This is a genomic window from Sorangium sp. So ce131 (assembly GCF_051519095.1).
Classification (GTDB): domain Bacteria; phylum Myxococcota_A; class Polyangia; order Polyangiales; family Polyangiaceae; genus Sorangium.
This window is the reverse complement of the sequence record NZ_CP150455.1, coordinates 3,061,052-3,087,510: the sequence shown is the minus strand read 5'-3', so window position 1 is coordinate 3,087,510 and position 26,459 is coordinate 3,061,052. Positions and strand designations below refer to the sequence as shown.

Below are 26,459 nucleotides of genomic sequence, written 5' to 3'. Positions count from 1 at the left end.
CCCGCGGACGCGCGCGGCGCGAGGCGCCGACGTAGGCGGATTCGCGACACGGCGGCGCTCTTCTCTCGTCGTCGGATCCGCGAAGGCTTGACCGGATCTGCAGAGCTCGCGATTCTCCGGAGCCATCCTTCCGCGAGAGGGCGCCGTGGCGAGCTCACCGAACCCGATCGACATCGCGAACGTCAAGCAGCTCGCCGAGACCGGCTCGCCCGGCCTGGCCGAGGTCCTGGGCGCCTACCTGGAGCAGCCGGATCCCGCGCCGGAGGCGCCCCCCCGCGAGGGCGCGCTCACGTTCCCCGCGTTCCTGCGGCTGCTGTCCATCGCGCAGGGCATGCGCACCCCCGAGGAGCGCCGCGAGCGGTCGACCGACGCGTGGAAGCGGCTGCTCGCGCAGCCCGATCCCGCGCCGCCGCCGCGGCTCGACCTCGCGGATCTGCTCGTGCGCGTCTACGAGGGCGGGACGGACGCGGGGCGCAGCGCGGTGTGCGAGGTGGCCCGGAGCGCGCCGCTCGTGTTCGGCGTCTGGGGCGGGCTCAAGCGCATCTACAAGCTCGCCGAGGCGCGCCTCGACGCCCAGGTCTTCGGCGCGCTCGCCGCCCGCTTCGACAGCGAGGTGGCGGCCGGCGGGCGCCGCGAGGTCTCGCGAGGGACCTTGATCTACATGCGCCGCCGCGCGTGGCGCTTCCTGCGCGAGCTCGGCCGGAGCGTGCCGGAGCTCTACCCGCAGTTCGCGGTGGAGGTCCTCCGCCAGTACACGCCGGACACGCGGTTCGGCGCGCTCTGGGTCGCGAACCACGTCTGGGCGCACCGCTCCCGCAAGTACGACGGGCGCTCGTTCCACGGCGGGGTCCCCCCGAACGACATGCTGAAGCACCGCGCCTTCGACGAGGCGTGGAAGCGGTCGCCCGATCCGCTGATGCTCCTGCTCTCGACGTGCGAGGCCGACCCGCCGGCCAAGTTCGCGATCCAGGGGCTCCGGAAGGACTTCCCGGAGGCGCTGCGCAACGTCGCGCCGGCGTGGCTCGCGCGCCTCGCGCACCGGCCGCTCGCGAGCGCGCACGAGTTCCTCGTCGAGGCGCTGCTCGGATCGCCGGAGCTCCACCAGAGCAAGCTGCGGAGCCTCGGGCTGCACGACGCCGCGCTCGCGCTGCTCGGCTCGCCGAGCGCGAAGGCGCGCGCGTTCGCGATCGAGTACGGCCGCGCGCACGCCGCGGACCTCGATCCGGAGCGGCTCGACGCGCTGCTCGCCTCCTCTTACAAGGAGACGCGCGCGTTCGCGGCCGCGGCGCTTCAGGGCAGGAGCCCGCGCGCGCTCGGGCACGTGTTCCTCGGACGGCTGCTCGAGCGCGGCGAGACCGAGGCCTTCGCCGCGAAGGCGCTGAGCGAGAGCTTCGATCGCGCGGAGCTGCCCGAGGGCTTCCTGATCGACATGCTCTACGGCGAGCGCGCGCAGAAGCGGTGGGCCGCCGCGTACCTCAAGGGCAAGTACCGGCCCGGCGAGCTCGGGGCCGGCTTCTGGGTGCGCGTGCTCGACGACCCGCGCCACGAGGACGACGACGAGGCGACCGCGCACGCGCTCGACGCGCTCGGCAAGCACCCGGTCGCCGCGATCGGCACGCCGTGGCTGCTCGGCGCGCTCACGCGGAAGAGCATCGGGCACGAGGTCGCCGCCTGGCTGAAGAAGGCCGACGCCCTGCCCGACCTCACCGACGAGGGCGTCGAGCGCCTGAAGGGGCTCGTCTTCAGCGCGGACACGCGCGCCGTCGCCCTCGAGGTGCTCGGCAACCCGAAGATCGTGACGCCCAGGCAGCTCACCCTGCCGTGGCTGCTCGCGCTCGCGCGGCGCGCCGATCCGACGCTGAACGGCTTCGCCCGCCGGTACCTGCTCGCCCACATGAAGCCGCAGGACTTCGACGCGGGCCAGGGCGCGAGCGCCGCGAACGTCCGCGGAGACCGCGAGGCGGGCACCGCGCGGCTGTTCGCGCTGGCGCTCGGCGAGAAGGAGCCCGAGCCGATGCGCGCCTTCGCGCAGACGTACCTGCGCTGCCACCACCCGACGCTCGGGCCCGAGCAGGGCGAGGCGAAGGAGCTCGAGCTGAAGCCGTCGCTCAAGCGCGCGGCGTTCACCGCCGAGCGGATCTGGCCCGCGCTCTTCGACAAGCGGGAGGACGTCCGGCGCTTCGCCGCGCTCATCACGCGGGCGGAGCTCCGGGCCTGGGGCTACCAGACCCGCGTCTACGAGCTCGCCCACAGCGACGCGAAGGAGGTGCGCAACATCGCGTTCGACGCGCTCCGCAAGGCGGGCGATCCGTCGGCCGACCCGGCGCTCGCGCTCACGCCGGAGGAGCTCGACCCGGCGCAGGTCTTCGCGCTCACGGAGAGCCTGAAGAAGAGCGCGCGCGAGCTCGGCCTGTCGCTCATCCTCAAGCACTACGCGCGGCTCGGCGGCCCGGAGCGCCTCGGCTGGCTGATGCAGAGCGCCGACCGCGAGGTGCGGCTGTTCGCGGTGCGGCTGCTCTGGGAGAAGCACCGGCCGCGCGATCTGCCGCCCGGCTGGCGGCCGCGCGCGGCGCGCGGGGAGGCGGAGCCGACGGCGCCGATCGAGGACGCGGGGCGGTTCGCGGACGTCGAGGCGCTCCGGAGCTTCCTCCGCTACGTGCTCTCCGGCATCCCCGCGGGGAGATCGCCGGAGCCGGGGGACGACGCCGTCCCGCGGCGGCGCCTGTCGGCGAGCGAGGCGAAGCGGTGCGTGATCGAGATCGTGCGCGATCTCGCGGTCGAGGACGCGGCGTTCGCGCAGCTCGTCGCGCCCGTGATCGCCGAGTTCACCGGGTCGATCGCGAAGGGCGAGTGGCAGGCCTGCCTGGCGGCGCTGATGCGGCTCAGGCGCGCGCACCCGGGGATCCACCTCGAGGGCATCGACGGGGACGGCGAGCGCCGATCCCCGCCCAGCGCGGGAGCGGGCGGCGCATGAGCCACACGATCGGCCACTACGAGAAGGTCCGCGCGCTCGCGATCGGCCCGAGGCTGCTCGCGGTCGGCGGCGTGCGCGCGCCGGCGCCCGCGACGTCCGCCGCGGCGAGCAGATCGCCCGGCGGCGCGAGCCAGGTGACGCTGTTCGATCACGTGGCGAACAAGCCGGCGCGCGCGATCGCCGTGCCGGCGCACGTGCTGGGGCTCGCGTTCGCGGGCGACCTGCTCGCGGCGGCGTGCTCGGATGGGGCGCTGCGCCTCGCGTCGACCGGCGGGGGTGAGGCGCGTGCGATCGACGCGCACGCGGGCGGCGCCACGGCGGTCGCGGCGGCGCCGGGCGGCGCGCGCCTCGCGACCGTGGGCGCCGACGGCGCGCTGCGCCTGTGGCGCGTCGCCGCGGAGGCCGGGGCCCCCGCCCCTCCGCCCGGGACCGCGGTCGAGATCGGGTCGTTCGCGCTCTCTGGGGCGCCGCTCCGCGCCGTGGCGTTCGACGCGGCCGGCGAGCTGGTCGCGGCCGCGGGCGACGACGGCGTCGTCCGCGTGATCACGCTCGCGACCGGCGCCCGGCGCGACATGCCCGGCCACGAGGGCCCGGTCACGGCGCTCGCGTTCACGCCGCGCGACGGGCGGCTCGCGTCGGGCGGCGACGACGGCACCGTGCGCCTCTGGTACCTCGTCGGCGACGTCGAATGCGAGGTCCGCGGCGCGGACGGGAGCGGGCACGCGGGCGGCGTGCGCGCGCTCCTGTGCCTGCCCGCCCCGCCGCCCCAGGAAGACGGCAAGGAGCTCGGCGACCGCCTGCTGTCCGCCGGCGCCGACGGCGCGATCCGCATCCATCGGCTCGAGGACCGGCGCAAGCCGCGCACGCTCGAGACGAGCGCGGAGCCGCTCCACGCGCTCGCGCTCGCGCCGCCCCCGAGCAGCGCGCGCAAGGGGGCGAGGCCGCAGGGCGGCCGCGGGTCGGGGGACGCGGGCGACGGGCTCGGGGCCCTCTTCGCCGCGGGTGACAGGCGCACGGTGTGGCGCTTCCCGATCGACGCGTCGGGCGCGCCGGCGGAGGGCGCCGCCGAGCTCGCGCACGGCTTCGACGCGCTCGCCCAGGCGCTCTCCGGCGCGCGGCCCGCCCGCGAGGGCGCGGTCAGGACCCTCGCGGCGCTCGACGAGCCCGAGGCGCTCGAAGCCGCGCTGCGGGCGCTGAGGTCGGACCGGGACGCCGAGGTGCGCGCGCTCGCCGCCCGCGAGCTCGGGGCGAACGGGCGCCGCGGCGCGCGCCCGAAGCTCCGGGAGGCGCTCGACGACGAGCACGCGGCCGTCCGCTCCGCCGCGCTCGAGGCGCTCCGCGCGCTCGACCGCGACGCGCCGCTCGTCCCGCTGCGGGCGGGGCTCGAGGCCCGCGCCGCGGACGTGCAGCGCCGGGCGCTCGTCGAGATCGGCAAGCTCTACGGCAGCTCGCCGCTCATCCCGGGGCTCATCGCCGACAAGCTCGCCGCCCGCGACGCGTCGGTGCGGCTGACGGCGCTCGACGAGCTGGAGAGGATCCACCCGGGCAGCCCGGAGCCGCTGCGCGCCGCCTTCGAGCGCGGCCCGGCCGACCTCCGGGTCGAGGCGCTCGTCCGGGCCGCGCTCGCGGGCTGGCTCTCGGCGCCGGCGTTCGCGCCGATCGCGGCGCGCGCGCTCGACGACGCGGACGCCGAGGTGCGCCGCATCGCGTTCGCGGCGAAGGTGCTGGAGCGCCGGCCGCTCGCGCACGCGCTCGAGGCCCGCGACGAGGACCTCGGCCGCGCGGCGCTCGACATCGCGCGGCGCGCGGTCGAGGTGCTGCGGCGGCGCGCCCGCAAAGCAGGCGACGAGCCGCCCGCCCCCGAGGCCAAGGGGAAGGGCAAGGAGGCCGACGAGGCGCGGATCCAGGCCGCGCGCGCGATGATCCCCGGCGTGGGGAGCCCGGGGGGCGAGCCCGCCGAGGCCGACCTCGAGCCGCTGCTCACCGCGATGGCGTGCCGCACGCCGGACACGGCGGTGCGCGGCGCGCGCGGGCTCGCGCAGCTCGGCGACACGCGCGCCCTCGGCGCGCTGCTGCAGCTCACGCGCGAGGAGGATCCGTCGCTGCGGCGGCAGGCGGCGGCCGCGCTCGCCGAGCTCCGCGACACCCGGGCCGAGAAGCGGCTCATCTGGATGCTCGACGACGCCGACGGGTCGGTGCGCGCCGCGGCGCTCGACGCGTACGCGCGGCTCGAGCCCTCCGCCCCGCTCGCCGTGGCCGAGGCGTCGCTGCGCTCCTCGCAGGAGGACATCCGCGTCCGCGGGCTCGACCGGCTGGTGAAGGTCGCCGGCGAGGGCGGCCGCCCGCCCGAGGCCGAGTCGCTGCTCGCCGACGCGATCGAGGACGAGTCGCCCAAGGTCCGCGGCGAGGCGTTCCGGACGCTCTGGTCGTGGCACGCCGCGGACCCGCAGAAGGCGCTCGACCGCGCCCTGCTCGCGCGCTTCCCCGACCTGCGCCTGCGCGCGGTCGAGGAGCTCAAGGCGCACGGCGAAGCGGCCTGGGCCGCGGAGCGGCTGCACGCGGCGATCGGCGATCGCGACGCCGGCGTGGCCCAGGCCGCGTACGACGCCGTGGTGAAGCTGCGCGGCAAGGCCGCCGCGGAGCCGCACCTCGCCGCGATGGCGTCGATCCACCCGTCGGTCCGGGAGAGCGGCGCGCGCGGGGCCGCGCGGGCCCCCGTGAGCGAGGCCGCGCGCAGCGCGCTCGTCCGGCTGCTCGAGGACGACCACGCGGGGCCGCGCACCGCGGCGATCGAGGCGCTCGACAAGCTCCTGCCGGGCGAGGCGGGGCCGCTCCACATCGGCCTCCAGTCGAGCCACCTCGACCTCCGGGTGCGCGCGGCCGAGCTCTGCGCGGCGCGGCGCGACGAGCAGCTCATCAACCCGATGCGGGCGCTGCTCGCCGACAAGCAGCTGCTGAAGGAGCTGCCGATCCAGATCGTCGGCCCGCTCCGCGCCCGCGCGTCGACCGCGCTGGCGACGCTGGGCTCGCCGCGCCTCGTCAAGTACTTCGCCACCGAGCTGCTCAAGGACGACTACCCCGACGTGCGCGAGCAGGCGGCGCGCGGGCTCGCGATGGCCGCTCGCCGCGGCGAGGAGGGCTACCTGCTCGACGCGATGGGGCACGCCGACGTCGCGGTGCGGTCGTGGGCCGCCGACGGGCTCGCGCGGCTCGGCGACGTGCGGGCGCTGCCGGTGCTCACGGGCACGCTGCGCCACGAGCACCCGCCCATCCGCGTCGCGACGATCATGTCGTTCGCGGCGCTCGGCCCCGAGGGCTACGGGGGCATGCTGCAGGGCCTCGAGGACAGCGCGCGCGAGGTCCAGGAGATCGTCTTCGCGATCGTGCTCGCGCGCGACCTCAGGGCGTTCCGCCGCGGCGACCCGCCGGATCTCTTGACGAGCGCGCTCTCGTCGCAGCGCCCCGACGTGCGCTTCGCCGCGGCGCGCGCGCTGGAGCTGCGCACCGACCCGGAGGCGTACCTGGCCCACCTCATCGAGGTGCTGATGCCCCCGCGCCCCGACATCACCGCAGCGGCGCCGGACGGGAGCGGCGAGCGCGCGGCCGACGGGGACAAGGCGGCCAGCATGAAGGAGTGGCCGCCCGAGGTCGCGCGCGGCCGGCTGCTCGTCGGCCTCGCCGAGGCGCTCGCGAGCGACAGCGCGGAGCAGCGGTACGCGGCCGCGCAGGTGCTCCGCCTCCGGCGCAAGCCGATCGAGTACTTCCGCGAGGTCAAGCGGGTGACCGCGCTGCGCCCCGCGGGGGCGCCCGTCGCAGCCGACACGACGCCGCGCGCCGCGGCGGAGACCGACACGACGCCCGCGAAGGGGTGGCTCCGCCGCCTCTTCGCCCTCTTCGCCCAGACCGAGCCGAGAGCTGGCGGGAAGGCGAGCGCCGACGTGGTGCCGGAGGGCGAGCAGCGCCGGCTCAGGTGGCTCGCGTTCGGCGCGTACATGGGCCTGCTCAGGCAGGTCGCGCCGGGCGACGACGAGGGGCACCGCACGCGCCGCGACTCCATCGACCGGATCGTCGACCTCTGCGCGAAGGGCCACGTCAGCGCGACGGCGGCGATCCCGCCGCTCGTCCGCGCGCTCGACGACCCGCACCACCTCGTCCGCAAGGCGGCGTTCGCGGGGCTCAAAGCGCTCTTCCCCCCGGGCGCGAGCGAGCCGCTCGCGCTCGGCCTCGCGTCGGCCTCGGCCGACGTGGCGCGGGCGGCGCTCGACGAGATCGCCGCCCGCGGCGACGAGGCCCGCCCCGAGATCGCCCGGGCGCTCAGCTCGCCGCTCCCGGACGTGCGCCGTTACGCCTTCGAGCTCCTGGAGCGGCTCTGCCCGAAGGGCAGCCTCGAGCCGCTGCTCGCGGCGCTCGGCAGCGACCACGCCGACGTGCGCATCGGCGTGCTCGAGCGCCTCGCGTCGTCGAGCGACCCCCGCATCGTGCCGGCGCTCTGCCGGGCGATGGAGAGCGACCACGAGGACCTGCGCCTCCGCGCGGCGGAGCTGCTCGCCCGCCGCCGCGACGATCGCGCGGTCGACGTGCTCGCGGCCTTCCTGCGCGAGGGCGCGCCCGCGGCGGCGGCGCGCGCCCGCGAGGCGCTCGTCGCGCTCGCGAGCGGCGCGGCGGTGCGGGCGCTCGCCGCGCGCATGGAGGAGGCCGCCGCGCCGGCGGATCGCGCCGCGCTGGCGCGCGCCCTCGGGAGCACGCGGAACGCCGAGGCCACGGGCCCCCTCGCGGCGCGCTTCGAGGACGAGGCCGCCGAGGTCCGGGGCGCGGCGCTCAAGGCCTGCCTCGAGATCGTCGACCAGGGGCGCGAGCGCGACAAGCGCGACGCGGCGCGCGCGCTCGGGTTCCTCGCCGCCGCGGCGCGCGCCAAGGATCCGGCGCTCCGCCTCGCCGCCGCGCGCGAGCTCGACCTCGGCGACGATCCCGCGCAGGACGATCTGCTCGCCGCGCTGTTCTCGGACCGGGATCTCCCCACGCGCGTCGCGGCGGTGACGTCGTACGCGAAGCGCGTGAAGGGCGATCGACAGCAGCCCGCGCCCACGGGCCCGCTCGAGGCGGTGGTGCGGGCGGGCACGCGCGAGCTCCTCTTGCCGGCCGCGGAGGGGCTGGCCGCGCGGGGCCTCGCGGGGGCGCTGCGGCCGCTGCTGCTCTTCGTGCGCGCGGGCGAGGCCGGGGAGCGGGAGCGGGCGCTGCTCGCGCTCGGCACGCTCGGCGACGCCCGCGCCCTGGACGAGCTCGAGGCGGTCGCCGGCGGCGGCGACAAAGAAGCGCCCGTCGAGGCGACCATGCAGGCCGCCGCGATCGAGGCGCTCGGCCGCATCGCGCCGAAGCTCGAGGGCGAGGGCCTCCGCCGGCGCGTCTCGGAGCGCGTCGAGCAGGCGCTGCACGCGGACGCGATCGACCTCCGCGAGTCGGCGGCGAGGGGGGTGCGCTGGATCGGCGGGGAGCGCGCCCGCGTGCTGCTCGAGGAGCTCGTGCGCGCCGGCGACACGCCCGATCGGCTGCGCGTCGTCGCGGTGAACGAGCTCGGGTTGCTCGGGGATCCGGCGGCAGAGCCCGCGCTCGCCCGCGCGCTCGACGCGCGGAGCGCCGAGGTCCGCAAGGGCGCGCGCAAGGCGCTGGAGAAGCTGTTCCCGGGCGAGCGGACGCGCGTCGAGCTCCTCGCGGTGGGGAGCGAGCACGACGACATCGCCAGCCCGGCGGCGAGCTACCTCGCCGCGGAGGCCGCGCCCGCGGAGCTCCTGCCGCGGCTCGCCTCGCTCAAGGACGAGGCGCTGCGCCGGCGCCTCGCGATGGGCCTGCTCCGCCGCGGGGCGCTGCCGGCGGACGCGCTCCTGCGCATGCTCGAGGACGATCGCGCGGCGGCGCGGCAAGAGGCCGCGCGCCTCATCGGGGCCGGGGCCGCCGCGGAGGGGTCGCGCGAGGCCCTCGCGCAGGCGCTCGCCGCCGCGGTGCAGCGCGCCAGGGAGCGCTGGTCGGCCGCGCACGGCGACGCGCGCGACGGCGAAGCCGCGGCCTTCCGCGAGATCCTCTGGGCGGCGGCGCGCGCCGGGGCGACCGCGGCGGCGCCCGCGCTCGCCGCGCTGCTCTCGGACGGCGGCGCGCCCGGCGAGATCCGCCGCGAGGCCGCGCGCGCGCTCGGCGCGCTCTCCGCCGGCGGCGGCGCGCCGCCCCCGAGCGTCGCGGAGGCGCTCACCGGCGCGCTCACGGACATGGACGCCGGCGTCCGGTCCGCGGCGTCCTCCGCGCTCGCCGCGCTCGCGCCGGACGCCTCGGCGGCGCGCGCGGCCGCGGTGCGGCCGTTCGACCCCGCGGCCTTCGAGGCGACCGCGCGCGCCGCCTCGCCCGAGGCGCTCTCGGCGCTCGCCGCGAGCGAGCCGGGCCGGCGCCTCGCGCTGCCGTCGCTGCTCGCCCGCGGCGCGGTCGCCCCGCTGATCGCGCTCGCGCAGGGCGGCGGCGACGCCGCGGCGCGCCTCGACGCCATCGCGGCGCTCGGCCGCGCCGGCGGCGAGCGCGCGCTCGAGGCGCTGGCCGCGCTCGCGTTCGACAAGAAGGCGGCCGACGTCGCGGTCCGCAAGGCCGCGTACCGCGCCTACCGCCGCGCGAAGCGCAGGGCGGCGAACGATCACGCGCGGCAGCGGGCGAACGCGCCCGCCCCGCCGCCCGAGAACCCCGACGGAGTCACCCCATGACGGCGGCCCTCGCACGCCCGATCCACCTCCGGTACGCCGCGCCGAGCGAGCTCGCCGCCGCGCCGCTCCACTCGAGCGTGCGCCTCTCCCTGGACAGCGCCCGCGGCCCGGTGGGCGTGCGCGGCGTCGTCCGCGACGCGGCGCTCTTCCGCGACGCCATGGCCGCGCTGGCCACCATCCTGGAGAGCGACCTCCGGTACCGGGGCCGGGACCGCACCGCGTACCTCGCCTACCTGATGAAGCAGGGCAAGAAGGCGACGGCGGCGATCTGGGAGGCGCAGAAGGCGTTCCTCGAGGGCGCCTTCCCCGACGACGCGCGGCAGGGCGCGGGAGCGAAGCCGAAGGCGCCCGGCGCGCTCGATCCGGTGCTCACGGTGCACCCGGACGAGGTCTCGATCGAGGTCTTCTCCCGGGACGAGAGCGCCTACGCCCGGCTCGCGTTCTCCAGCGACCTCTTCGCGGGCCGCGAGGCGGCCCACGGCACCGCCTTCGTCGACCTCTCGCCGCGCGTCGTCGAGCAGATCGACCGGCTGCGCGTCTACACCCAGGTGGAGCTCGACGCGGGCACGGCGGTCGCGGCCCGCGGCGGCGCGGCGGCGCCGGTCGAGCGCTCGCTCGAGGTCCCGGCGACGTGGCTCCGCGGCTTCCTCCAGGTGCAGTCGGCGGCGACGCTGCCGGCCGTCTCGTGCGAGCTCGCCCCGATCGATCTCTACAACGCGCTCTTCGTCCTCCGCACCCGCAAGGCGAAGAAGCCGCCCCGCGGCCTGCGCTTCGAGCTCGTCCCCGGCCAGCCGCCGCGCCTCATCCTGGAGCCCTGGGAGATCCTGCTCGAGGGCCACGGTCCGCCGTACGAGGGCCCGCCGCGCGTGGTCCGGACCTTCGGCCGGCAGCGGCTGCTCGCGCTGTCGCGCCTCCTGCCGCACGTGCAGAGCGCGCGCGCCGAGCTCCGGGGCCCCGGGCTGCCGGTGTTCTGGGTGCTCGATCTCGGCCGCGCCACGTTGACCGTCGCGCTCACGGGCTGGACCGACAGCAGCTGGGCCAGCGCCGCCTCGTTCGACGCGCTGATGCCGCGCGCCCCCGCCGACGGGCGCGGCGCGCGCGACGCTGGGAGCGCGCGCGCGGCGCTCGACGCGATCGCCGGCGAGCAGCGCGCCCTCCTGCGCGAGCGCGGGCCGCTCCCGCTCTCCGCGCTCGGGGCCGGCGGCAGCACCGAGGACGCCCGCGCGGCGCTCCAGCTCGAGTGCCTGCGCGGCCGGGTGCTCTACGACGTCGCGCGCCGCGTCTACCGCCCGCGCGAGCTGTTCGCCGAGCCGGTCGACGAGCGCGAGATCCGCTACAGCTCGCCCCGGGAGGCCGCGGCCCACCGCCTGCTCGGCGCGCCCGGCGCGGTGAGGCCGACGAAGGTGCACGAGATCGCCGGCGAGGGGACCGAGATCCACGGTGAGGTCGCGGATCGCGAGGCGCACCGCGACTTCTCGCCCCGCTTCACGATGGACCTCGAGGGCCGCGTGTCCGACGCGTGGTGCAGCTGCCCGACGTTCCGCCGGAGCGGCCTCCGAGAGGGCCCGTGCGAGCACATGATCGCGCTCCGCGTCGCCTACGCCCGCGACCGCGCCGAGAAGGACGCCCTGCGGCAGACCGCCGAGGGGCGGTCGCTGATCCGCGCCGAGACGCGCACCTACGTTCGCCGCGAGGCCTCGGGCGCGGAGGTGGTCTATCGCGTCTCGCTGGACGACCGGGTGGTGCACCTTTCGTGGGGAGCGCGCACCGAGCCGCCGCGCCATCAGCGCATTTGGTTTGACACGGACGGCGAAGCGCGCGACGCGTATTTCAGGCGCCTGGATGCGTTAACATCGTCTGGGTTCGTGGACGAGGGCGCGTCCTCGGCGTGACGCGAGGAAAGGAGAGAGGGAGGTCAAGGGACACAGTCGACTCGTGTTGCCAGGAGAGGACCTGAACGCACCAGCCTCCACGCCTTGAGCGTAGGAGCGGCGTCGCGCCGCTCTGGAGGAACCGCCAGTCACTCTCCGCAAGGTAGCCTGTTCTTGGTTCTCTTCGGCTAGACCGGCTCTACGGCGCCGGGAGAGCTGAGACAACCTCGCAACCGCCGTTTCTCCCGGCGCCGTAGAGCCGGTCTAGCCGGAGAACCGGTGAGGCTACCGTGCCCCAGGGAAGAAGGTGATGCGCTCGGGGCCTCTCTTGGCAGCATGAACCCGCCGACATGCACCCGCCGACATGAACCGGCGATCGGCGAGCCCGCGGCCGGCTTCGCGGCCGCTCCCGTCGTGATCCATCACCCCGCTTCCACCGAGACATGACCGCGAAGATCGACAAGGCCGTCCAGGCCCGGGCCCCCGTCGTCCTCCCCGTCGCGCCGGCGCCGAGCGCCGGCGGCGCCGGCGCCCGTGGCGGGGACGTCAGCGCTCGCGGCGGGAACGCCGAAGCGCGCCGCGCCGCCCACGAGGAGCGCGCAGCGCGCTGGAAGGCGATCGCCGAGGCAGGCGGGATCGACGCGTGGGTGCGCGCCGAGCTCACGGCCCGCGGCGCCGTCGCCGCGGGCGATCCCAAGGCGATGTCGGACCGGGAGCGCGCCCAGTACAAGGAGCGCAAGAAGGTCGAGGCGAAGGAGCGACGCGCCCTGCGCCGCCTCGCCTGGGAGGCCTATGTCGCCACGCACATCAACCACCTCGGCGCGGGCGTGCACTGGCAGGATCGCGCCGGCGCGGACAGGCTCGACGTCCCCGGCCTGAGCGAGCGGGCGCGGTCGCATGGCCTCCCCGACCTGCCCGGCGCGGCCGAGCTCGCGAGCGCGCTCGGGCTGACGATCCCGCGCCTCCGCTGGCTCGCGTACCACCGCGAGGTCGACACGGGCACTCATTACCGGCGCTGGCTCATCCCGAAGCGCGACGGGAGCGCGCGCACGATCACGTCCCCGAAGCGGGAGCTCAAGCGCGCGCAGCGCTGGGCGCTCCGCAACCTGTTCGAGAGGCTCCCGGTCCACGCCGCGGCGCACGGGTTCCTGGCGAGCCGGTCCATCGTGACGAACGCCAGCGCGCACGCGGGCGCCGACACGATCGTCAAGGTGGATATCAAGGACTTCTTCCCGACGATCACGTGGCGGCGCGTGCGCGGGCTGCTCCGGAAGGCGGGTGTGGCCGAGGGGCCGGCGACGCTCGTGGCGCTCCTCTCGACCGAGGCGCCGCGCGAGGTCGTGCAGTTCCGCGGGCAGACGCTCTACGTCGCCGCCGGCCCGCGCGTGCTCCCGCAGGGCGCGCCCACCTCGCCGGCGATCACGAACGCGATCTGCCTGCGCCTCGACCGGCGCGTCTCCGGGCTCGCGCGCAAGCTGGGCTTTCGCTACACGCGTTACGCGGACGATCTGACGCTCTCGTGGCGCGCGGCGCACGTGACCGGCGCGACCGTCGCTCCGGGCGGCGCCGCCCCGCGCCCGCGCGCCCCGGTGGGCGCGCTGCTCCGGGGCGTCCGCGAGATCCTGAACGCCGAGGGGTTCCGGCTCCACCCGAGCAAGACGGTGGTGATGCGCAAGGGCAGCCGGCAGAAGGTGACAGGCCTGATCGTCAACGGCGCGAGCGAGGCTGTCCCGGCGGCGCGCGTCCCGCGCGAACGGGTGCGCGAGCTGCGCGCGGCGATCCGCAACCGCGAGCTCGGCAGGCCCGGCAAGGGCGAGACGCTGGCGCAGCTCAAGGGGCTCGCGGCGTTCGTGTACATGACGGATCCGGCGAGGGGGCGCGCGTTCCTCGGGCGCATCGAGGCGCTCGAGCGGAGCGGGGCGGCGCCGGCGGGCGGAGCGGGCGAGTAGCGCTCGCAGCTCCCCGGCGCCGTCGGCCGGCCACGCCCCCATCGAGACCCGCCCCGACGAGGCCGCTCGCCGCGAGGCCGCCGTTCCCGATGCCGCACCGCCGCCATGGGGCGCTGGCGCTCTCGGCCCCGCCGCCGCTCACCCCACCTTCGATGGTCCCGGCGGTCATCACGATGCCAGAACACGCCACGTCCCACCGCCGAAAAACCGACGCTGCGAAACGGCGTACACGCGCGCTGACACCCGGAGCTCTCCGACGCCGCGAAACGACGTACACGCGCGCTGACAACGGGGGCTGGCCGGCCAGAGTTCACCGGCCGCTGGCCGGCCAGTAAGCCAATGATGAGCAGCGCTGTTGCAATGCTGCTTTGCGAAGAGCCGACTGGACACCCCCCGATCCGTCTGAATAGGATAGGTGGCCATGCGAAAACCATCAGCGCACTTCCTGTCGATACCGGCTGTCCTGCTCTTCGGCTCCCTGCTCTGCGGGTGCCCCAACCCGAACTCCTACGGAACTCCGCGCACGGTGGCGCCAGGCAAGGTCGCGCACACGGTGTCGCTCGAGAGCTACGGATACATCGGAGAGACGACGGTGGACGACCCGGACACGGGCGCGGCAGAGACGGAGACCGAGACGGTCAGCGGCTTCCTGCCGACGTTCCCTTCCTACCAGCTCAGGGCCGGTCTGACGGACAACATCGATATCGGCGCTCACGTCCACAACCTCAGCTCGTTCGGCGCCGACCTGAAGGTGAACCCGGTCCGAGGCGTCTTCGACCTCGCCGTCGATCCCGGGCTGCAATACGCGTACGTGGCGGGCGGCGGGGCCTCCGTGCACATCCTCTACCTGCACGCGCCGGTGATGCTGGGCGTGAACCCCACGGACTGGTTCTCGGTCGTGGTGACCCCCGGCGTCACCTACGGCCTCGTCTCGGGCAGCTTCGTGGACGAGGAAGACAGCGCGGCGACCGCGGGCGGCCTGCTCCTCCGCGGCGGCCTCGGCTTCCAGTTCCGGATCGCCGACGGGTTCGCGATCCACCCCGAGATCACGATGATGAAGAGCGTCGATGGGCCGGGGCTCGTGTACAACTTCGGCCTCGGGTTCAACTTCGGCGCGCTGCCGAGCTTCAAGGATCTGCAAGAGCCGACGCAGTGACGTGGAGTCGGCGGCGGCTCGGGGCCGGCGCGCGCGGGTGTCCCGGCGCTCGGCGGCCCGGCGAGCGCCGGGCGACGCAGAGGCGCTCAGCGGCTTACCGAGAACAGGCGGATCGCGTCCTTCGGGGTGCGCGTCGTGAGGATGCTTGAGAGATCGATGCCGAGCGAGGTCATCGTCTGGGCGACCGCCGGCTGGATCCCGGTGATCGCGGCCCGCGCGCCGAGCAGCCCGATCGCCCGGACGATGCTGACCAGCCGGTCGGCGGTGCGCGTGTCCATCACCTCGAGCGCCGAGAGATCGAGCACGACGCTCCGCACCTGACGCGACGCGATGCGCTCGAGCAGGCGCTCGGTCAGCATGGCCGTCCGCTCCTCATCCATGGCGCCGATGAGCGGCACGCCGACGATCCCATCGGCGACCTCCAGGATGGGCGCCGAGAGCGCCAGGATCTGCTGGTGCTGCGCCTGGATGACGGCGAGCCTCCGATCGAGCTCCGCGGCGAGGCCCGACTTCTCGTCCGCCTCTCGCCGGGCGGAGGCGGCCATCAGCTGGAGCTCGCGCGCCGAGCTCTCGAGCTCCTCCTGGGCGCGCTTGCGCTCGGTGATGTCCAGCGAGAAGCAGGCGACCTGCACCTCGCCGCTCCTGCGCACGATCGGCTTCTTGAACGTCTGGTACCAGTGCACCTCGCCGTTCGGCCGCGTCTCCTTCTCCTCGATGACCGTCTCCTGCCGCGTGTCGATCACCCGCCGGTCCATGCTGGCGAACCCCTCGGCCTCTTCCGCCCTCGCGGTGAGCTCGTGCTGGGACCAGTGGACGACCTGCTCAGGGGTCATACCGTAACAGTCCGCGAGCGCGCTGTTCGCGAGGACGTAGCGGCTGCGCCGATCCTTGATGAACAGGAGCGCGGGCGCGAGATCGAGGAAGCTCCGCAGGAGCTCCACCTCCTCGGCGAGGTCGTCCTCGTGGCTGCGGAGCGCGGTGCCGGCGGGCTCGCGCGCGTGCGCGAACACGAGCGGCTCGCCCTCAGCCTTCGCCAGCCGCAGGAAGGTCCAGCGCCGCGGGCTCGATCCGTCGCCCTCCGCGGCGTCGATCTCCACCCGGGCCCTCGCGCCGACGAGCACCGACCGCGCAGCCTCCTCGGCCGGCGGGGTGAGGAGCACGGCCTCTCCGAATATATCGCGCCACGCCCCGTTGGCATCGCGCAATCGGAGGTCCGCGTCGAGCACGGCGAGCGGTTCAGGAAAAGCTTCCAAGTTTGCGAGCATCCAAACCTCCCGCAAGGCCGTCCGACGCAGCGGACGCACAGCCCAGCATTCCACCACAATGCCCGTGCCGCCGCCCGCTGTCTACGGCGCTGCCGGCGGCCACCCACGAGTCGCCGCCCTTCACACAGCTCGCGCGATCCATACAACTCGCGTGTTTACGTCGCCGACATCATTCGCCCGCTGGTGCCATGAACTCGCACGCTCGCGAGAGGACCCGAGAGGGGCGCCGGTCGTATCATGTCTGTCTCGAACGTGAACGAACGTGAACGAACGGATCACGAATCAGCTGGTGCGCGCGCCTCGCAGAACGGCGGAGCAGGTTTGCTGCACCGCCGCGCGCAGCCGCGCCGGCCAGGCGCCGAAGCGCGCGTCGGCGCCGCCGGCCCGCGCCTACTCCGGCCAGACCTCGATCCAGACGAACAGCACCTGTCCGGCAGCCTGGTTGTCGACGGCCACCGGATACACCGTGCGCGCCCTGAGCGCCTCGACGAGGTGACCGTAGTTGATCGCGAACCTTCCGATGAAGTCGTCGTTCACGAGGTCTCTGTCAATCAGCTCACCGCTCACGTGGACGTCCGGCGCGAGCGGCACGCGGCGCCACGTCGGCGGGCCTTTCCATCCCGGCGTGCAGGTGTCGCGCTGCCCCGGGCGATCGAGCGCGAGCCTCCCGAGCGATCGACCACCCACGAACAGCTCCGCCGAGCCGAACGGCTCCGGCGGCTCGGTGCCTGCCCCCGCCGCCTCTGCGGCGAACCCGGCCACGCTGGCAGCCGCCGCGGCCGGGTGCGCCGTGCGGAGCAGGTCGCCGAGGGTGGTGAGCGCCCCCGCCGGGACCGTGCCCATGCCGTCCCACTGGCGCCCGTCCGCCTTGGCCGGGCTGATGACGGCGCCGTCGATGGAGACGCGCACATGGGCCGGCAGCGGCTCCGCCGCCGGCTTGCACGCCGCGCAGCCGAGGGCGATCCCGCACAGCAAGCCCGCTCCGAGGGGACGTGACGCCATGCCTCGAAAGCGTATCCCGGCGGGCGCAGGGAGTGCAATCTGTCGCCATTGCATCGCTCCTGCACCGTACGCGCTCGGCGATCCCCGTCCGGCTGGTGGGCAGGTGGCTCGCGCCCCCCGGTGGTGCCGCGAGCCACCACCAGACATGGAGGCGCGCCCCTCCAGCCCCGCGTCCCTCGCGCCGCGCCGCTGCCAGGATCTCGGCTGAACCAGCCTTCCCCGCTCGACCCGCTCTGCTCGCGGGCCCTGGTACGCCTCATGCCAATGCCCGCCTGGTCTCCGCACGAAGGAAGCCGCCCGCGAGGCTCGCTGCAACGACGCAACGACCAAGGAGAGACGATGCTGCCCACGAATACGACCCACAAGACCCGCTCCCTCGTCCTGTCGCTCACGATGGCCGCCGGCCTGGCCGTCACCGCATTCACACCTCCTGCGGCGGCCGGGCCGCTGCCGACGCTCTCCGGATGGGGCGTGCGCGGCCATGCCAGCTTCATGGGCTCGGTGAGCCAGCAGGCCGACGGCTCGCTCCGTGGGCATTTCACGATCATCATCCACAATCCCGGCGAAGCCCCCGTCACCTGCCGCTACCTGCGCTTTCGTCCCCGTACCGTGAGCGGCGGGAGCTGGAGCTTCGATGGCCATGGCACGTGCTGGAGCTCGGGCGGCACGTTCGCTGCGGCGAACCACTTCGCCTTCTCTGACCTGGGCAGCCCAGGCGCGGGCGTCGACGCCGTCGACGTGAACTACTACGGCCCGGTCGGCGTCTCGATCCCCGGCGGCTTCTTCGATGACGGCGACATCGTCTACACGCCTTGAGGCCAGCCGCGATCCAGCGGGTGTGTCGGGCTGCGCTGGCGCTCGTGCCGCCCGGTCGGTCGGGCGCCCGGTATAGCCCCGAGCCCGGCGCTGGGGGCGCGACGCTCGGCGCCCCCGCCTCGAAGCAGGCGGCTCACGCCGCCGCCGCTTCGAACTCGCCGAGGATGAACACCGCCGCGACCGCCTGCTCGAAGAGCTCGGCGCGCACGGCGCGGTACTGCGCGTCGGCGAAGAACCGCTCCCGCGCCGCGCGATCGGGGAACAGGAGGGTGAAGACGCGGTTGATGCCCGCCTCCCCCTTCAGCACGCGCGCCACGACGAAATCGTGGCCGAAGGCGCCGCCGTAGGACAGGAGGATCGGCGTCATGCCGGCGCGGTAGCGGGCGTAGGACGTCTCGTCCTCCACCTGGAGCCCCACAAGGAGCACGTGCTGTCGGCCCTCAGCGCCCATGGGAGTAGCCTCCATCGACGTCGAGCGTCGTGCCTGTCACGAAGCCGGCCCTGGCCAGGAACAGCGCCGCCTCCGTCGTGTCCTGCACCTCGCCGACGCGCTGCAGCGGGTGGATCGAGGCCAGCGAATCCGCGCCTTCGCCGATGAGCGGCGTGCGGATGATGCCAGGCGCCAGCGTGTTCACGCGGATGTTGTGGCCGGCGAGCTCGGCGGCCAGCGAGACGGTGAGCGCGTGGACGCCGCCCTTGCTGGCCATGGCGGCCGAGGCCGGCATCCGCGCCATGGCCTGCTGGACGAGCACCGTGCCGACATTGATGATCGAGCCCCCGCCGCCCTCGATCATCATCGGCACCGCCGCCTGCGTCATCAGGAACGTCCCCTTCACGTTGGTGGCGAAGAACCGCTCCAGGTCCTCCTCCGTGCTCTCGAGGAACGGCTTCACGCCGAAGATCCCGGCGTTGTTGATCAGCACGTCGACGCCGCCGAAGCGCTCGCGCGCGGCGGCGGCGACGGCCCGCGCCGTGGCCCGATCGCCCACGTGGCCCGGCACGGCCACGACGCGCGCGCCGCCGTCGAGGCTCCGCCGCGCCCGCTCGAGCTTCTCCGGGTCGCGCCCGTTCAGGACGACGCTCGATCCCTCGGCCAGGAAGCGCCTCGCGAGGTCGAGGCCGATACCGCTGCTGGCGCCTGTGATGATGACGCGATCGATTCTGGTGGACATGAAGTGTCGCTCCTTCCGCGTCGACAACCTAGCTCGCCCCTCGAACCAAGAAAGTGGTATGTTCCTATGGACTCCATAACTCCAGGTTCTGATCCTGCGGGGCCGCCATGACCTACGATCAGCTCGTCGCCTTCCTCGCCGTCGCGGGCGAGGGCACGTTCAGCGCCGCCTCCGCGCGGCTGCACAAGTCCCAGCCGGCCGTGAGCAAGCTGGTGCGCAACCTCGAGCGCGAGCTGGGGGTCGAGCTGTTCGATCGCCGGGAGTACCGCGCCACGCTCACCGACGCCGGCCGCCTGTTCCACGAGCGCGCCGCGGCCGTCATCGAGGGCACCGAAGCGCTGCGCAGCTTCGGCATGCGCCTCTCGGGCAAGGTGGAGCCGATCGTGCGGCTCGCCGTCGACGCGGTGACGCCGCTCGGCCCCATCATGGACATCTTCCGGAGGGCGCAGGCGCGTTATCCCCTGGTGCGCATCGAGCTCGGCACCGAGCGGCTGGCGGGCACCGCCGACGCGCTGCGCGAGGACCGCGCCGATCTCGCCGTCGCCACGAAGCTGGGGATCGACACGTCCGCGGTGGAGATCGCGCGCTTCTGCGACGTGCGGGTGATCCCCGTGGCGCGCTTCGATCACCCCGTGGCCAGCTGCGGCGCGCCGATCCCGCCCGCGCTGCTGCGGGCGCACGCGCAGATCGTCCTGCGCGACAGCGCGCGGGGGAGCGCCTCGCCGTCCCTGAACGTGCTGGAGAGCGGCCTGCGCTGGACGGTCACCGACGTCGCCGCGAAAAAGGAGATCATCCTCGCGGGCATGGGCTGGGGCGGGCTGCCCGAGCACGTGGCCGCCGGCGCGCTGGCGACGGGCGAGCTCGTAGCGCTGCAGGTCCCCGAGTTCGAGGCCGACATCATGGAGCTGTTCGTGATCCGCCGCCGCGACCGCCCGCACGGCGTCGTCGCGCAGGCGCTCTGGGAGGAGCTGCGGCGCTGCGCCGCTCACCCCCGGCCCATGCGCGCGATCGCCTCGGCCAGCGCGCCGTCGTCCGCGCCCTCCGCCTCGCCCGCGAGCGCCGCCTCGGCGGCCGCGAGGGCCGCGTCGCGCAGGCGGTAGAGCTCCGGCTCGGGGATGCGCTCGCGCGCGGCGAGCACCCCCGGCGGGACGCCGCGCAGCATCTCCAGGATCACCCCGAGGCGGCGGCGGGCCTCGGGCGGCGCCGGCGCGCCGAGGCCGAGCCGCCGCCGCGTGGCCTCCGGCGCGGCGGCGAGGCGGCGCGAGGCCGCCTCGGCGGCCTGGGCGGCCAGCGCGTGGTACGCGGGCGGCGACGGGAGCCGCGCCTCCGTCCAGACGAGCAGCCGCACGAACTCGCGCGCCCCGCCCTCGAACGCCCGTCGCCCGTGGAGCATGCGCCGGTTGTCGACCACCAGGATGTCCGCCGGGCCGAGCGCGAGCTCGATCACCTCGCGCCGCGACGCCTCGACGAACCGCGCGAGGCGCGCGGCGATCGCGTCCCCCGGCGGCACGATCGGCGCGTGCGTGAACGCGAGGGCGCCGTCGCGGAGCGACGCCGTGGGCCCGTAGAAGTCGCCGAAGACGAAGGGGATGCGCCGGTGCACCGTGAAGAGCGCGCGGAAGAGCTCGGGATCGGCGCGCTCGATCGCCGCGAGCAGCGCCCAGCTGTCGAGCAGGAGGCAGGCGCCGCCGCGCTCCGCGGGCCGGACGCAGGCCATGATCTGCACGGCCGGCGGCGCGCCCGCGAAGCTCTGGCTGTCCGTGTGGAGCGGCGCCGCCGCGGAGCTCGCGGCGAACGACCTGCCCCCCGGCACGGCCTTGATCGGCTGCCGCTCGACCAGGCGCGGCCTCGCCCCGAGCAGCCGCTCGGCGAAGCTCCACGGCGCTCGCGCGGCCTCTTCGGCGGCCAGCGCGGCGTCGCCGCGGAGGACCGAGAAGCCGCGCGCCGCGAGCTCGTCGAGCAGCCTCGCCGGACCGCGCTCCGCGCCGGGCCAGATCCATCGCTCGCTCATGGGCGCGGTGCGCGCAGCGATGGGCGCGCCGTGCGCGGGCGCTCGAAGGGCAAAATATTCATAGTTATCCAGCACATACAGGCCCGATGACAGCGCCGTCCACGCCGCTCATGCATCGAGGAAGCGGGCTTCCCGGAAGCCGGCCCGGAGCAGGTCGCGCGGGATGGGCAGGACCCGGAGCAGCGGCGCGCCCTCGGGCACCTCGATCGGCGCGCCGATCCGGCGCACGTGGAACACGGCCGGGGTCGCGGAGAAGACGTCGGTCGCGACCACCCCGCGCATCACGTCGTAGCCGTCGCCGTGGACGCCGTCGAGCAGGCTCGACCAGCCCGGCGGGGTCCGGGTGAAGGCCCACGGCTTCACGAAGAAGTGCGGCTCGCCCGGCGGGTGGGGCGTGAAGTACTTCGTCAGGTACCAGAGGGCCCCGCGGTTCGCGGCGATGAAATCTTCGCCGAAGACCCGGGCGAAGGTGCGCTCCACCGCGGCCGCCCCCTCGGCCAGGCGCGGCGCCTCCGGCGCGACGGAGAGCGTGTGTCCGTCGAACGTCGCGCGGAACGGCACGGCGTTCCTCACCACGAGCGACGCGAGGCGCCGCGCCCCCCCGCGCCACGGGACCGGATCCGGCCCGGCCGCGGTCGTGACCTCGGTCACCTCGGCGATCTCTGGCGCCGCCGGCCCGGCGACCACCAGCCGCACGCGCGCCGGCCCCGCGCTTCCCTCGCCCGCGTTCTCCTCGTCCGCGCTTCCCTCGCCCGCGTTCTCCTCGTCCGCGCTTCCCTCGCCCGCGTTCTCCTCGTCTGCGCTCCCCTCGCCCGCATGCCCCTCACCCGCGCCCCCTTCACCTGCGCTCCCCTTCCCCTCGCCCGCCTTGCCTCCCACGAGGCGCCGGTACTTGCGGGTCACCTCGCCCTTCTTCACCGCGAAGTACCTCGCGTCGTAGAACTCCGCGTGCGCCCGCCCCACCTCGGGCGCGTCCGCCAGCGCGCAGGCCTCGATCCTTACGTCAGGGCGCACCGGCGCGAGGCAGGCGATCTCGCCCTCGAGCCGCAGGCGCCCGGGCGCCTCGTCGCGGAGGCGCAGCTCGACCACCAGCGGCACGAAGGCGCTGTCGTCGGCGAGGTACACCTCGCTCACCTCGATCAGCACGTTGCGGCGGTTGGCCGCGCCCGCGACCCGCAGCCACAGGCCAGGGTCCGGGCGCACCAGGAGCCCGGTCCACAGCCGCAGGCGCGGCCGCCCGAGCCCCGTCCGGCACGTCCAGGCGAGGCCGCCGCGCAGCGCCCGGTGCCACGCGCCGTCCGGCGCCAGGAAGCCCTGCGAGACCAGCCGGGGCAACGCGGCCCGGTGCGCGCGGAGCAACGCCTCGCGGTGCTCGCCCGCGGGCTCGGCGCGCAGCGACCCGAGGCCCCGCGTCACCTCGATCGGGCGGGTGAGCGAGATCTGGAGCCCGAACGCGTTGCCCTCGAGCAGCGGCGTGCACGCCCTCGCCACCCGGAGCGGCACCGCGCCGTCGAGATCGCCGGCGCGCCGGGTGAGCCGACAGAGGCCGAGGGCGTCGAGCACCTCGAAGCAGGCGTCACCCGCCGCAGCCACCGCCACCGCCGCAGCCGCCGCCGCCGCCGCAGCCGCCGCCGCCGCCGCAGCTCGACGAGCTGCAGCTCGATCCGGACGAGCCGCTCGACGTCGAGACGACGACGGGCGGGGTCATCGCGTACACCATCGGCCCGAAGAGCGGCGACATCGCGAGCGCCGCCGTCCCGGCCGCGGCCACCGTCAGGCCGATGTCCACCGCCTCGCGGCGGCGCCCGCTGGACACGTCGTTGCGGAGCGACACGGTCGCGTCGTCGAGCCACTCGAGGTACGCCGCCTTCGCGGCGCCGTAGGCGCTGGTGCGGCGCGCAAGGAGCCACGTGGCGATGAACAGCCCGATCATCTCCAGCACCAGGAACGTGTACGGCCGCCCGAGCTCCTCCGCGCGCGCCGCGCGGATCACCCCCACGCCGAGGAGCGCCACGCCGACGGCCCAGACCACGGCGGACAGCGCCGCGATCGTCCCCTGCGGGCGGATCATCCCGGCGGCGGCGAGCTCGTCGCGGAGCTCCTGCTCGAAGAGCTTCGCGGTCTGATCGGCGGCCGCGTGCACCTGCTCCACCGAGAACGTCGCCGGCGCCGCGCCGCTCGCGCCCGTCGCGACGAGCGTGTTGAAGAACGCCCCGAGCACCTTGTCCCGCGGGGGCGCGCTGGCCACGAGCTGGAACACCTGCGGCGCGCTCTGCGCGCCGTCCGTGGCGACCAGCCAGCCCGCGGCCATCGCGACCGCGATCAGCGTGGAGGCGACGCCGCGGCGCTCGTCGCGGAGGTACGCGATCGCCCAGTACTCGTCCGGCTGGGGGATCCAGCCGACCGAGAGCCGCTGCCGCGCGGGCGGCGCCGGCGGCGCCATGCGGTAGGGCGCGCCCGCCGTCGTCGCGAACGCCGCCGCGCCGCCCGCCGGCCGCGCCGGCGGATCGAGCACGGCGCCGACGACGCGGCGCGCGAGCGCGGCGAAGACGAGGCCGAAGCACGAGAGCAGGGCGTAGAACACGAGGAACGCCGGCCCCGACTCCATGTCGAACGGGAAGAAATCGAAGGTCTCGTGGATCATCGCGCCCCCTCGTGGTCGTCGAGCCGATCGACGTCGTCCACCGCCCGCGCGAGCAGGTCGGTCAGCGCCTCGTACGCCGCGCCCGGCGCCTCGTGGGCCCGCTGGAGCGGGGCGACGTCGACGCCGAGCAGCTTGCCCGACTCGACGAGCACCGTGGCGAGATCGTCGCCCCGCTCGACGCCATGCAGGCCGAGCAGCGCGTGCAGCGGGCCGCGGATCTGCTTCACCTTGCGGAGCACGGCGCCCCTCAGGGCGTCCTCGGAGCCCATCCCGTCCACGACCGCGCGGCGGAGCCGGATCTGCGCCTCGCGGAGCTCCTGCTCGACGCGGAGGCGGCGGTTCTTGCCGTCGATCACGAGCGCCGAGAACGGGTCGCGGCCGGAGAGGAGCACGTGGCAGCGGCGGATGTCGTCGTAGAGCAGCGGGAACACGTCCGCGGCCCGCGGGATCTCGGCGGCGGTGAGGATCATCGCCTCGATGCGGGCCGCGTACCGCGCGAGCTGGAGCGCGTTGGCGATCGCGTCGAGCTGCGCGCGCGAGGCCTCCCGGAGCACCAGCATGAGGTCCACGTCGCTCTGCCCGTCGCGGTAGCCGCCGCGCGCGGCGCTCCCGTAGATGAGCAGGCACTCGAGATCGTCCCCGAGCGTCCGCGCGAGGCTCTCCTTGAGCTCGACGAGCCGCGCCTGCACCGGCGCCGGCAGCCGGGAGACGGCGCTCCCCTCCGCGATGGATCCCTGGTTCATGCGTCACCTGCGCGTCTCGACGAGCCGGACCTCGGCGCTCGAGCCCATCCCCTTCACGACCCAGATTACCCGACCTCCGGGCAATCGTTCCCGGCGAACGAACGGCAGGAGCCTCGGCCTGACGCTGCCGTCGGCCGCGGGGCCGACGAAGCGGGCGCGGAGGAGCAGCCGGTCGACGATCGCGTCCGGCGCGAGCCGGGCGTCGGCCTGCGCGGCGCCGGCGATGCGGATCGCGTCGGCGACCGCGGTCAGGCGCGGGGCGCGCGGCGACGCGTCGACGCAGCGGGCCGCGAGGCGCTCGACGACGCCGCGGTGGGGCGCGAGCCGCGGCAGGAGTGGGAGCGCGTCGTCCACGCGCTTGCGCTGGAGGATCGCGCGCGAGCGGGCGATCTCCCCGGGGTCGAACGGCCGCGCGGCGTCCGGGGCCGGGTCGCGCGGGGCGGTGAGCAGCTCCGCGACGTGCGCCTGCGCGAGGGCGAGCGCCGCCGACGGCTCGGAGGAGCCCGGCGGCCCGGAGGAGCGCGGCGGCAGCGCGCGGGCGGCGGGCCGCGCGGCGTCCGAGGTCGGGTCGCGCGGCGCGGCCTCGGCGAGCGCCCTGGCGGCCGCGAGCTCGGCCGCGAGCGCGGCGAAGGGCGGGAAGGCAGCGTCGCGCTCGAGCAGGATCGGGACCGGGCCGGTGCGGGAGAGGACCGCCGCGAGCAGGGCGAAGACCGGCTCGGGGACGGGGTGCGCGTGCGTGTCGAAGTAGAAGCCGTGCTCGCGGACGCCGCCGGCGAGGTGGATCATCGCCACGCGCTCGAGCGGGTAAGAGCGGGCGAGCGCTCCCGGATCGACGCCGGCGTTCACGGCGTTGGCGTAGACGTTGCCGATGTCGAGCAGGAGGTCGCAGCCGGTGAGGGCGGCGATCTCGGCGTAGAAGGTCCCCTCGTCGAGGGCGTCGCCGGGGAAGCGCAGCGTCCACGCCGCGTTCTCGAGCAGCAGGGGGATGTCCGGCAGCGCCCGCCGGGCGGCGGCGACGTTCCGCGCGACGACGCGGACCGCCTCGAGCGTGTACGGCAGGGCCGTGAGGTGCCCGATCTCCCGGCCGCCGCCGCGCACGAACGCGACGTGCTCGCTCACGACCGGCGCCGCGAGCTCCCGGCAGAGCGCCCCGAGGCGGCGGGCGCGATCGAGGTCGATGCCCGCGGCGCTGCCGAGCGAGAGCTTCACGCCGTGGGGCACCACCGGCCAGATGCGGGCGATCGCCGCGGCCTCGCGCCGGGCGGCCGGGCTGGCAAAGCACGTCTCCGCGACGACCTCGACGAAGTCGACGGTGCGAGGGGCCGCGAGCAGATCGGCGGCGAGCTCGGGGCGGAATCCAACGCCGACGCCGACGACGCCACCGACGCTGGCGCCGGGAACGGAGACGCGCAGGCTGGGAGCGGGATCCGACAAGCAGGTACCTGCCTTAGCTTACCCGGTGGACCGGCCCGCGGAAGGGTCGACGCGGCGGCCTGCCCGGCGAGCCGCTAGGGGAGCTCCCATTCCTGCTCGTCCACGCGACACCCGGGCTCGCAGCCCTCACCGTTCGGGTACCAGGTCTTGTATCGGGGCGTGAAGCTCCGCTCGCCGAGGAGGACGCCGCCCCGCCGCTCCGTGACGTCGACGCGCGCAGGCGTGCCGGGGATCGAGATCCCCTGCGTGAACTGCCCGGCGACGGGGACGCAGCTCTGCGAGACGGCGTCGCCGCGCCTCGTCTCGGTGCATGTGGTCACCGGATGAACCTCGACAGAGATGGCCGAGCTGCCGCACTGGGCGGACACGAGCTGGCCCGACGGCGACGTCCCTGTCCAGCTGTAAGCGCACGCGACCACGTCGCCGTCCACCGTGATCTCGAGCTCGTAGTCTCCTGGTGCCCAGCCCTTGTCCGCCGTCGCCGTGGTGATGTGGAAGCCGTTTACACAGCCCATCTCCGTGCATTCCTTGCCGTTGATGCAGCCGGACGTCGCAGCGATCATGGCGAGCCCGGCGAGGAGCGCAGCGGTGTTGCGCGTGCAGGAGCCGAGTCGAGCGACGGAATGAAGGAAGCCAATCATGAGACATCCTTTCTCTGGCGGAAGCCGCCGTGGATGGCCTCCCG

17 protein-coding genes and 1 pseudogene are annotated in these 26,459 nt (G+C 75.3%); 7 read left to right on the top strand and 11 right to left on the bottom strand.

Annotation, left to right across the window (positions count from 1 at the left end):
* The first annotated feature begins 145 nt into the window (after nt 1-145).
* From WMF43_RS11440 to WMF43_RS11420, 5 genes are all read left to right on the top strand, one after another.
* Nucleotides 146-2,974 carry a hypothetical protein gene (locus WMF43_RS11440; protein ID WP_437679706.1) on the top strand — a complete coding sequence of 943 codons (2,829 nt, stop codon included), beginning with the start codon at nt 146-148 and terminating at the stop codon, nt 2,972-2,974.
* Nucleotides 2,971-9,711, top strand: coding sequence for a HEAT repeat domain-containing protein (locus WMF43_RS11435; protein ID WP_437679704.1), 6,741 nt, complete (start codon nt 2,971-2,973; stop codon nt 9,709-9,711). Before WMF43_RS11440 ends, WMF43_RS11435 begins: the two co-directional genes overlap by 4 nt.
* A complete protein-coding gene (locus WMF43_RS11430; protein WP_437679702.1) occupies nt 9,708-11,603 on the top strand; it encodes an SWIM zinc finger family protein in 1,896 nt (631 codons plus the stop codon). Before WMF43_RS11435 ends, WMF43_RS11430 begins: the two co-directional genes overlap by 4 nt.
* Nucleotides 11,604-12,025: 422 nt before the next feature.
* Nucleotides 12,026-13,531, top strand: a complete 1,506-nt coding sequence (locus tag WMF43_RS11425) for a reverse transcriptase family protein (RefSeq protein WP_437679700.1) — start codon at nt 12,026-12,028, stop codon at nt 13,529-13,531.
* 421 nt (nt 13,532-13,952) lie between these two features.
* Entirely contained in the window at nt 13,953-14,687 is a 735-nt protein-coding gene (locus WMF43_RS11420) for a hypothetical protein (protein ID WP_437679698.1), read from the top strand.
* 86 nt (nt 14,688-14,773) lie between these two features.
* Here WMF43_RS11420 and WMF43_RS11415 read toward each other — a convergent pair whose 3' ends face one another.
* The 3 genes and pseudogenes from WMF43_RS11415 to WMF43_RS11405 form a co-directional block, all read right to left on the bottom strand.
* Nucleotides 14,774-15,847 carry a PAS domain-containing protein gene (locus WMF43_RS11415; protein WP_437683994.1) on the bottom strand — a complete coding sequence of 358 codons (1,074 nt, stop codon included), beginning with the start codon at nt 15,845-15,847 and terminating at the stop codon, nt 14,774-14,776.
* A 12-nt stretch (nt 15,848-15,859) separates the two neighbouring features.
* Nucleotides 15,860-15,952: pseudogene (locus WMF43_RS11410) on the bottom strand (hypothetical protein); the annotation flags it as partial.
* Between the two features lie 390 nt (nt 15,953-16,342).
* Nucleotides 16,343-16,954, bottom strand: a complete 612-nt coding sequence (locus WMF43_RS11405; RefSeq protein ID WP_437679696.1) for a hypothetical protein — start codon at nt 16,952-16,954, stop codon at nt 16,343-16,345.
* 339 nt (nt 16,955-17,293) lie between these two features.
* On the opposite strand from WMF43_RS11405, the gene WMF43_RS11400 reads away from it, so the two are divergent.
* Nucleotides 17,294-17,770, top strand: a complete 477-nt coding sequence (locus WMF43_RS11400; protein ID WP_437679695.1) for a hypothetical protein — start codon at nt 17,294-17,296, stop codon at nt 17,768-17,770.
* 133 nt (nt 17,771-17,903) lie between these two features.
* Here WMF43_RS11400 and WMF43_RS11395 read toward each other — a convergent pair whose 3' ends face one another.
* Both WMF43_RS11395 and WMF43_RS11390 read right to left on the bottom strand, forming a co-directional pair.
* The gene (locus tag WMF43_RS11395) at nt 17,904-18,221 is read right to left on the bottom strand and encodes a DUF1330 domain-containing protein (RefSeq protein WP_437679693.1); all 318 of its coding nucleotides are present in this window, start codon (nt 18,219-18,221) and stop codon (nt 17,904-17,906) included.
* Nucleotides 18,211-18,942 carry an SDR family NAD(P)-dependent oxidoreductase gene (locus tag WMF43_RS11390; protein ID WP_437679691.1) on the bottom strand — a complete coding sequence of 244 codons (732 nt, stop codon included), beginning with the start codon at nt 18,940-18,942 and terminating at the stop codon, nt 18,211-18,213. The genes WMF43_RS11395 and WMF43_RS11390 overlap by 11 nt, the downstream gene beginning before the upstream one ends.
* A gap of 107 nt (nt 18,943-19,049) precedes the next feature.
* Here WMF43_RS11390 and WMF43_RS11385 point away from each other — a divergent pair, with 107 nt between their 5' ends.
* The gene (locus tag WMF43_RS11385) at nt 19,050-20,042 is read left to right on the top strand and encodes a LysR family transcriptional regulator (protein ID WP_437679689.1); all 993 of its coding nucleotides are present in this window, start codon (nt 19,050-19,052) and stop codon (nt 20,040-20,042) included.
* Here the strand turns inward: WMF43_RS11385 and WMF43_RS11380 are convergent.
* From WMF43_RS11380 to WMF43_RS11355, 6 genes are all read right to left on the bottom strand, one after another.
* A complete protein-coding gene (locus WMF43_RS11380) occupies nt 19,928-20,953 on the bottom strand; it encodes a TauD/TfdA family dioxygenase (protein ID WP_437679687.1) in 1,026 nt (341 codons plus the stop codon). The two genes, WMF43_RS11385 and WMF43_RS11380, sit on opposite strands and share 115 nt — an antisense overlap.
* Before the next feature lie 108 nt (nt 20,954-21,061).
* Nucleotides 21,062-22,546 carry a hypothetical protein gene (locus WMF43_RS11375; protein ID WP_437679685.1) on the bottom strand — a complete coding sequence of 495 codons (1,485 nt, stop codon included), beginning with the start codon at nt 22,544-22,546 and terminating at the stop codon, nt 21,062-21,064.
* A complete protein-coding gene (locus WMF43_RS11370; RefSeq protein WP_437679683.1) occupies nt 22,530-23,597 on the bottom strand; it encodes a hypothetical protein in 1,068 nt (355 codons plus the stop codon). Before WMF43_RS11370 ends, WMF43_RS11375 begins: the two co-directional genes overlap by 17 nt.
* Nucleotides 23,594-24,340 carry a nucleotidyltransferase domain-containing protein gene (locus WMF43_RS11365; protein WP_437679681.1) on the bottom strand — a complete coding sequence of 249 codons (747 nt, stop codon included), beginning with the start codon at nt 24,338-24,340 and terminating at the stop codon, nt 23,594-23,596. Before WMF43_RS11365 ends, WMF43_RS11370 begins: the two co-directional genes overlap by 4 nt.
* Before the next feature lie 3 nt (nt 24,341-24,343).
* Nucleotides 24,344-25,774 carry a DUF692 domain-containing protein gene (locus WMF43_RS11360; protein WP_437679679.1) on the bottom strand — a complete coding sequence of 477 codons (1,431 nt, stop codon included), beginning with the start codon at nt 25,772-25,774 and terminating at the stop codon, nt 24,344-24,346.
* A gap of 74 nt (nt 25,775-25,848) precedes the next feature.
* A complete protein-coding gene (locus WMF43_RS11355; RefSeq protein ID WP_437679677.1) occupies nt 25,849-26,415 on the bottom strand; it encodes a hypothetical protein in 567 nt (188 codons plus the stop codon).
* Nucleotides 26,416-26,459 lie beyond the last annotated feature (44 nt).